This window comes from Pseudomonas sp. SDT291_1_S447, assembly GCF_054070155.1.
This window is the reverse complement of sequence record NZ_JBSVXS010000184.1, coordinates 1-7,606: the sequence shown is the minus strand read 5'-3', so window position 1 is coordinate 7,606 and position 7,606 is coordinate 1. Positions and strand designations below refer to the sequence as shown.

6 protein-coding genes and 1 pseudogene are annotated in these 7,606 nt (G+C 59.2%); 4 read left to right on the top strand and 3 right to left on the bottom strand.

Annotation, left to right across the window (positions count from 1 at the left end; genetic code table 11):
- Positions 1-72 precede the first annotated feature (72 nt).
- Complete coding sequence (locus ACW9IR_RS27935; protein ID WP_102901712.1) at positions 73-1,077, bottom strand: NADP-dependent oxidoreductase; 1,005 nt, start codon at positions 1,075-1,077, stop codon at positions 73-75.
- A complete protein-coding gene (locus ACW9IR_RS27930; protein WP_163004695.1) occupies positions 1,074-1,211 on the bottom strand; it encodes a hypothetical protein in 138 nt (45 codons plus the stop codon). The genes ACW9IR_RS27935 and ACW9IR_RS27930 overlap by 4 nt, the downstream gene beginning before the upstream one ends.
- Positions 1,212-1,306: 95 nt before the next feature.
- On the opposite strand from ACW9IR_RS27930, the gene ACW9IR_RS27925 reads away from it, so the two are divergent.
- The 4 genes and pseudogenes from ACW9IR_RS27925 (at position 1,307) to ACW9IR_RS27910 (ending at position 5,736) form a co-directional block, all read left to right on the top strand.
- The gene (locus ACW9IR_RS27925; RefSeq protein WP_016983635.1) at positions 1,307-2,068 is read left to right on the top strand and encodes an SDR family oxidoreductase; all 762 of its coding nucleotides are present in this window, start codon (positions 1,307-1,309) and stop codon (positions 2,066-2,068) included.
- 190 nt (positions 2,069-2,258) lie between these two features.
- On the top strand, positions 2,259-3,659 hold the full coding sequence (locus ACW9IR_RS27920; protein WP_102901713.1) for an aminotransferase-like domain-containing protein: 1,401 nt from the start codon (positions 2,259-2,261) through the stop codon (positions 3,657-3,659).
- Between the two features lie 58 nt (positions 3,660-3,717).
- Positions 3,718-4,875: pseudogene (locus ACW9IR_RS27915) on the top strand (HAMP domain-containing protein); the annotation flags it as partial.
- Positions 4,855-5,736, top strand: coding sequence for a methyl-accepting chemotaxis protein (locus tag ACW9IR_RS27910; protein ID WP_457465833.1), 882 nt, complete (start codon positions 4,855-4,857; stop codon positions 5,734-5,736). The pseudogene ACW9IR_RS27915 and the gene ACW9IR_RS27910, both read left to right, overlap by 21 nt.
- A 675-nt stretch (positions 5,737-6,411) precedes the next feature.
- Here ACW9IR_RS27910 and ACW9IR_RS27905 read toward each other — a convergent pair.
- Positions 6,412-7,170, bottom strand: a complete 759-nt coding sequence (locus tag ACW9IR_RS27905; RefSeq protein ID WP_038364524.1) for a hypothetical protein — start codon at positions 7,168-7,170, stop codon at positions 6,412-6,414.
- Positions 7,171-7,606: the final 436 nt, after the last annotated feature.

The following is a 7,606-nucleotide window of genomic DNA, read 5'->3' as shown; positions in this document are numbered from 1 at the left end:
AAACAACGTTAATGTTGACTGACACACCGCTATCGCGAGCAGGCTCACTCCTACATTTGTTTTGTGGTGGTCTTAAACCTTCAACACCAACTTGCCGAAGTTCTCACCGCTGAACAATTTCATCAGCGTCTCAGGAAAGGTCTCCAGACCTTCGACGATGTCTTCCTTGCTCTTGAGCTGCCCCTTGGCCATCCAGCCGGCCATTTCCTGCGCGGCACTGGCGTACTGCGCCGCGTAATCCATCACCACAAAACCTTCCATCCGCGCACGGTTGACCAGCAGCGACAGGTAGTTGGCCGGGCCTTTGACCGCTTCCTTATTGTTGTACTGGCTGATCGCGCCGCAAATCACCACCCGCGCCTTCATGTTCAAGCGGCTCAACACCGCATCGAGGATGTCGCCGCCGACGTTGTCGAAATACACGTCGACGCCTTTCGGGCATTCGCGTTTAAGCCCGGCCACGACATCTTCGGACTTGTAGTCGATGGCGCCGTCGAAGCCCAGTTCATCAATGAGGAACTTGCACTTGTCGGCGCCGCCGGCAATGCCGACCACGCGGCAGCCTTTGATCTTGGCAATCTGTCCGGCAATGCTGCCCACTGCACCCGCAGCGCCGGACAACACCACGGTGTCGCCGGCCTTCGGTGCACCGACATCCAGCAGGGCAAAATACGCAGTCATGCCGGTCATGCCCAGCGCAGACAAATACACCGGCAGCGGCGCCAGTTTCGGGTCGACTTTGTAGAAACCTCTGGGCTCGCCGAGGAAGTAATCCTGCACGCCAATGGCGCCGTTGACGTAGTCCCCGACCGCAAAGCCCGGGTTGTTCGAGGCGATGACTTTGCCGACGCCCAGCGCGCGCATGACTTCACCGATACCCACCGGCGGGATGTAGGACTTGCCTTCGTTCATCCAGCCACGCATGGCCGGGTCGAGGGACAGGTATTCGTTCTTGACCAGAATCTGGCCCGCCGCCGGTTCGCTGACCGGCACTTCCTGATAGGTGAAGGTCTCGCGGTTGGCCGCACCCACCGGGCGTTTGGCGAGCAGGAACTGGCGATTGGTCTGGTTGGTCATGGCAGGCACTCGAACGGAATGAAGTCTTGTTGATAGACGCTTGGCTGCATTGGTGCAAGGTTGGCTGATGCGGCGAATGCACGCCGATCCAGTGCAGTGATGATCACCGGGACGGTTTTATCACTGCGACGCATGGGCACCTAAACAGCCATTGGATAGTGCTGACGCTCGGCATACCTCAATGACTATGCTGCAAATCACCTGCAGCTATCCCATTGAGGACATAACAATGAGCATGACGTTTTCCGGTCAAGTTGCCGTAGTCACCGGCGCGGCCAACGGCATCGGCCGGGCGACCGCCCAGGCATTCGCCGCCGAAGGCTTGAAAGTGGTGGTGGCCGATCTGGATGCGGCAGGGGGCGAGGGTACGGTAGCGCTTATTCGTACAGCCGGCGGCGAAGCGACCTTCGTGCGCTGCAACGTGACCGTCGAAAGCGAAGTGAAAAATCTGATGGATGAGGTGATCAACACCTACGGCCGTCTCGACTATGCCTTCAACAATGCCGGCATCGAAATCGAAAAAGGCAAACTGGCCGACGGCTCGATGGATGAGTTCGACGCGATCATGGGCGTCAACGTCAAGGGCGTCTGGCTGTGCATGAAGTATCAACTGCCGCTATTGCTGGCTCAGGGCGGCGGGGCGATAGTCAATACCGCCTCAGTCGCGGGGCTGGGCGCGGCACCGAAGATGAGCATCTATGCGGCGTCGAAGCATGCGGTGATCGGTTTGACCAAATCGGCAGCCATCGAATACGCCAAGAAGAAAATCCGCGTCAACGCTGTGTGTCCGGCGGTGATCGATACCGACATGTTCCGTCGCGCCTATGAGGCCGATCCGAAGAAGGGCGAATTCGCCAATGCCATGCACCCGGTTGGGCGCATCGGTAAAGTCGAGGAAATTGCCAGTGCCGTGTTGTATCTGTGCAGCGACGGTGCGGCTTTCACCACCGGCCACTCGCTGGCAGTCGACGGCGGCGTCACCGCATTCTGAACAACGCGCAATAAAAACAGCCCGCATTCGTTGCGGGCTTTTTTATGGATCACGGTCAGTTCCGTGAAGCCCCTTAAACAATGTGTATCAAATGGTTAGAACGGTCGCTTTTGGCGGCGTTGTCGCACAGCCTGTCCGGCGCGGCTGTGATTTACTGCCGCCAGCAAAACGGACAGGAGTTTGCTTGCTCATGGAATTGAGAATTGATCGACAGGCAATGGTGCCGGTCGTGCAGCAGATTGTTGACGGACTGACCGAGTGGATCCTGCAAAGTGGCGTAGAGCCGGCCACCCGTTTGCCCTCCGTGCGGCAAATCGCCCGGGATAATCTGCTCAGTCAGTCGTGTGTTGTCGAGGCGTGTGAACGGCTGGTATCGCAGGGCGTTCTTAGCGCCCGCCAAGGCACCGGGTTCATTGTCGCCGCCTCGCCGTCGACACTGGGCGCCGATGATGAATTGGCGCCATTCGAGGGCCGCTATGCCTGGTGTGATGCAGTGTGCGAGGCAGCCGGGGGGTTGAAGCTGGGGGCCGGTGGTCTGCCGCAAAGCTGGCGCGAGCCTGACGACCTCAGCTATGCGCTGCGCGAGGTGGCGCGCACCGATATGGCCAGCCTGTTCAACTACAGCACGCCTTTGGGGCTTCCTGTGTTGCGCGAGCAGATCGTCAAACGTCTGAAGCTGTTCGGTATCGAGGCTCGCAGTTCGCAGTTGCTGAGTACCTGCGGCGCCAGCCACGCGCTGGATCTGATTGTGCGCAGCTTGTTCAAGGCCGGAGACTGCGTGGTGGTCGAGACGCCAGGGTATGCGCCGCTGTTCGATCTCCTGCGCCTGCACGGCGTGCGGATGCTCGAGGTGCGTCGTACACCGAACGGGCCGGATATCGAAGCGCTGGAGGCTTTACTGCAACAGTTTCGGCCTGGCGCATTGTTCATCAACAGCCATCATCACAATCCCACCGGAAGTTGCCTGTCGGCTAGCGTGGCCCAACGCATCCTGCAACTGAGCAAGGCCTATGATTTGCGCGTGATCGAAGACGATGTCTACGCGGATTTGCATACGGGCAACGGTACGCGACTGGCGGCGCTGGATGATGAGGGGCGGGTCATCTATGTGGGCAGTTTTTCCAAGACGCTGAGCAGTTCGTTGCGGGTCGGGTTCGTCTTCGCCGAAACCGAAATGGTCAGGCGACTGGCTCAGGTCAAGATGATCAGCGGCTTGGGGGCGTCGAGGTTTACCGAGGCGGTGCTGGCCAGCCTGATGGTCAGCGGCGCTTACCGCAAACTGGTGCAGCGCCAGCGCCAACGCTTGAATGCCGATCGTGCCGCCGCGCTGCAGGCGCTGGAGGACGCCGATTGGGAGGTTTTCGGCAAGCCTGCGGGTGGGTTGTTCATTTGGGCGCGCTCGCGCATGACCGATCATGTTCGGGTACGCCGGCAGGCGCAGTACTGCGGCGTGTTGCTGTCAGCGCCTGATGCGTTCAGTCCCTGTGGCGAATCGGGCGACTGGTTGCGCATCAACGTCGCATACGCCTGCGATCCACGCGCTCGGCAGTTTTTTCGCAACACCGGTTCGGATCGACCTCAAGCGTTCTGAAAACGACGCGGGCGTAGCTTTTTGCCATTATTCCGACACCAGAGACTTGTGCGGGTGGATGGCCGTTGCGACTCTTCGCTCTACTGACAATGGCAGGGGACTACGCGCAATGATTTCGGCCATGCAAGGACGTTTTGCCAACCTCGGTATGGCAAAAAAACTGGGTATCGGGTTTGTGCTGGTCTTGCTGCTGACCGCGCTGGTGGCAGCCATTGGCGTCTGGTCCCTGCAAACCATCAGTCAGCGTTTCGACGGGCTGAAACAGATGTCCTCGCTCAACAGCAGTTTGCTCAAGGTGCGCCTGCTCGAGCAGGAATATGCCTTGCGCGGCGATCCGAAAACCGCCGATGCCTTGCGTAAGGGCGTCGACGAACTGGTTGCTCTGGCTGATCAGCTCAAGGCACAGTCGGCGGCCAATGTGCCGGTCATGAATGATGTGCAGCAGTCGCTCGGCGCTTATCGCAAAGCGTTTGATGAGTTTGTTTCGTTGACCCAGGCCAAGGACCTCGCACTGGAAATGGCCAGTTGGTCGGTGTCCAGTGTGGCCAATAACCTCGATGTGTTGCAGGCCGGACTTGCCGACGACGGTGCGTATACCTTGAAGGACACCGAGGGCAAGGACGGAGCGCAGTTCATTGAGCAGGCCAACCAGGTCAGTCAGGTGTCGCGGTTGATGCTGCAAGCGATGAACGAAGCGCGGATTCGCCTCGATCAAAGCCGCAAGGGCGATGCCGACAGTGCCGGCAAGGGCAATATCGAACAGGCCGCGCAGGCTCAGGCGCAAGCCGAAGAACTGAAAACCACGGTCAAGGACGAGGGTTACCTGACCGTGCTCAATGAAGTGTCCGGGCATATCGCCGGTTTCAACGACAAACTGGCCGAGTACACCGGATTGCTCGCGCAGGAAAAAACCGTCTACGAGCAATTGCACCAGCGTGCCGACCAAGTGGTCGAGCGGGTGAATCAGGCTTATGTCGCTGAAGACGGCGCGATGCAGGCGGAACTGAAGAAAAACTCGCTGCTGATCGTTGGTTCATCGGCGCTGGCGTTGTTGGTCGGATTGCTGGCCGCGTGGTTGATTACTCGTCTTATCGTCGCGCCATTGCGCAGTGTGATTCAAGTCGCCCAGCAGATTGCCGCCGGTGACTTGAGTGCGACCGTGGAGGTGACCCGGCGTGACGAGATCGGCCAGTTGATGTTGGCGATGCAGCAGATGGGTGCAGGACTGAGTGCGATTGTCAGCGGGTTGCAGGCAGGTATCGAGCAACTGGCCAGTTCGGCGCAATCGTTGTCGGCGGTCACCGAGCAGACCAACCTTGAGGTCAGCAGCCAGAAGGAAGAAACCGAGCAGGTGGCCACGGCAATGAACCAGATGGCCGCCACCGTGCATGACGTTGCGCGCAATGCCGAGGAGGCGGCGTTGGCTGCGCAGACGGCGGATGACAAGGTCGAGAGTGGTCAGCAGGTGGTGCGCCAGAGCATGGCGCGCATTGAGCAATTGGCTGATTCGGCGACGTCGGCCAGTTCCAGTATCGAAAGCCTCAGTGCGGAAATCCAGAATATCGGGACGGTGCTGGGGGTGATCAAAAGCGTCGCTGAGCAGACCAATCTACTGGCGCTGAATGCTGCGATCGAGGCGGCCCGGGCCGGGGAGCAGGGCAGGGGGTTTGCGGTGGTGGCCGATGAGGTGCGCGCACTGGCTCGGCGCACGCAGCAATCGACTGAGGAAATTGAACGGCTGGTGAGTGCATTGCGCTCGGCGGCGCATTCGTCGGTGCAGCAGATTCAGAGCAGCGGAGAGTTGGTGAAGCTGGCGGTGAGTGATGCGTTGCAGACCGAGAGTGCGCTGGGGAGTATTGCGGTGGCGGTGTCGTTGATTCAGCAGATGAATCAGCAGATTGCGGCGGCGGCCGAGGAGCAGAGTTCGGTGGCGGAGGAGATCAATCGCAGTGTGACGAGTATTCGCGCGAGTGCGGATCAGTCGTCGATCGCGATGCGCGGGAATGCAGCTTCGAGTGTTGAGCTGGCGCAGCTGGGGAGTGAGTTGCGCGGGATGGTTGGGCATTTTCGGCTTTGACGCTTTGGGCTTGGCGGCCTTTGGGCCGACCATGTTGTGGGTGGTTTGGGGGTATATCCGTTGCTTCGGGTGTTGCGGCTGGCGGTTCCGCCCTTACGGCGGGTCACTTTTGACAAACGCCTCAAAAGTAACCAAAAAGGCTTGCTCCTACGTGCGGCCCGCTCGCTGGGGCTCGGGGTTCCTTCGCTCCGGGATCGATCCGGGCGCAGCGCCTACGGTTTGCTTCGCTGCACCTCCTCTCGCTGTGTTTGGCTGCGCCAAACGGTCGCTGCGCTCCCACGCCCGGATCAATCCCTCCACTCAGCCTTCCGACGTCGCCCGTGGATCAAGATCAAGAGCGGTACTCGAGCTTGCGCTCATTGTGTTGAGTGGTGAGGAGCTGATGCGGTTGCGAGGTGGGCTGCTTTTGCTTTTCTGTGGGAGTGAGCTTGCTCGCGAAGGCGGCCTGACAGCCGACCAATCCTCTATCGGATGTACTCAGTCCCAATGTAGGCGTGAGCCTGCTCGCGATGGCGGCCGGATAGCCGACCAACCTCTGTCAGATGTACTCAGCCCCCTTGTGGGAGCGAGCCTGCTCGCGAAAGCGGCCTCACATTCACCGGTTTTCTATCAGGTTCACTCCCGCAAACCTACAAAAAAGCCACCTCTCGGTGGCTTCTTTTTCAACATTTGCAATCAGTCGTAAATCACTTTCTTCTTCCAGTCGGCATCGGCCTCTGCATCTTTGAGGCCGGCGGTCAGTTGGTTCTCTTCGCCTTCAACCGGTGCAATCTTGTCCATGACCTGAGCGTTGGCGCGGGCCAGCAGTTTTTCCAGGTATTGCAGTTGCTCTGCATACACCTGTGGATCCTGCTGTTTGCGCAGGTATTGCACGCCGCGTTCGAAGGCGAGGCGGGCCTGGCCTGGCTGGTTTTGTTGCAGGGACTGTTGGCCGAGGTTGTTGAAGAATTCGATGTGCAGCAGCACCAGAATGTGGCGGACTTCGCGGATCCAGTGCTTGGCCTCGTTCGGTGGCAGGAAGCCATCGTGGGCGGCGCGGGTGATTTGGCCGTGAAGGGCTTCGAGCAGGAAGCGTACGTCTTTGGCTTTGGCTTCGGTCAGGATTGGCGCCGGAGGGTTGTTGACCGGGATCGATTCGCCTTGGGCGACCAGTGCGCTCAGTTCGGTGATGCGCGCTTTGGTGGTGGCGCTGGTTTTTTCCAGGTTCAACAGACGTTGACAGACGTTCAGTTCCAGACGGGTCAGCAGCAGCTTGAGTGCAGGGGTCATGAACTGGCCCGGGAAGGTCTCGGTCAGTTCGCCGCAGCGGCGCAGGCGGTCGTTGAGTTCGACCTTGGTACGGGCCTTCTCCAGTTTGTTGTTTTCCACCACATGGTTCATGTAGCCAATGGCGATCAGAATTGCGATCCCGGCTATGACTAGCAGGGTGATCATGAGTGGTGTCACCGGTAAGACCTCTTTATAGGGTTCGCATGCGAGTGTAGTGGCTGGGCATTTAACCGCCTAGCGCCGCTCGACTGGTTGGATCGGCAGGTTCAATCTGTATCGGCCGCACGCTGCTTATATGAATGCTGGCGCTGCGGGTGCAGATTGCCATCACTGTGCGGTGGACTATAACGTCTTGGCGAGTGGCGGAATATAGGCGTCAATCGTCGGGCGACGGAAAAGCCCGGTTGCTGCCGTAAAGCAGGTCGAAGTCATTGATTTAAATAAATTTATATCAAGGGGTTGACGACCTCTCAATCCATCCATAGAATGCGCGCCACTTGCAGCGTAAAGCACACAGCGAAGCGCGGCAGGGAGTGAATGTTGTAGTGTGTCCCCTTCGTCTAGTGGCCTAGGACACCGCCCTTTCACGGCGGTAACAGGG

Excerpts from the sequence above, each read along its gene's own strand:
- ACW9IR_RS27935 (WP_102901712.1), bottom strand. The coding sequence starts at position 1,077 with ATGACCAACCAGACCAATCGCCAGTTCCTGCTCGCCAAACGCCCGGTG.
- ACW9IR_RS27930 (WP_163004695.1), bottom strand. The coding sequence starts at position 1,211 with ATGCGTCGCAGTGATAAAACCGTCCCGGTGATCATCACTGCACTGGAT.
- ACW9IR_RS27925 (WP_016983635.1), top strand. The coding sequence starts at position 1,307 with ATGAGCATGACGTTTTCCGGTCAAGTTGCCGTAGTCACCGGCGCGGCC.
- ACW9IR_RS27920 (WP_102901713.1), top strand. The coding sequence starts at position 2,259 with ATGGAATTGAGAATTGATCGACAGGCAATGGTGCCGGTCGTGCAGCAG.
- ACW9IR_RS27910 (WP_457465833.1), top strand. The coding sequence starts at position 4,855 with ATGTTGGCGATGCAGCAGATGGGTGCAGGACTGAGTGCGATTGTCAGC.
- ACW9IR_RS27905 (WP_038364524.1), bottom strand. The coding sequence starts at position 7,170 with ATGATCACCCTGCTAGTCATAGCCGGGATCGCAATTCTGATCGCCATT.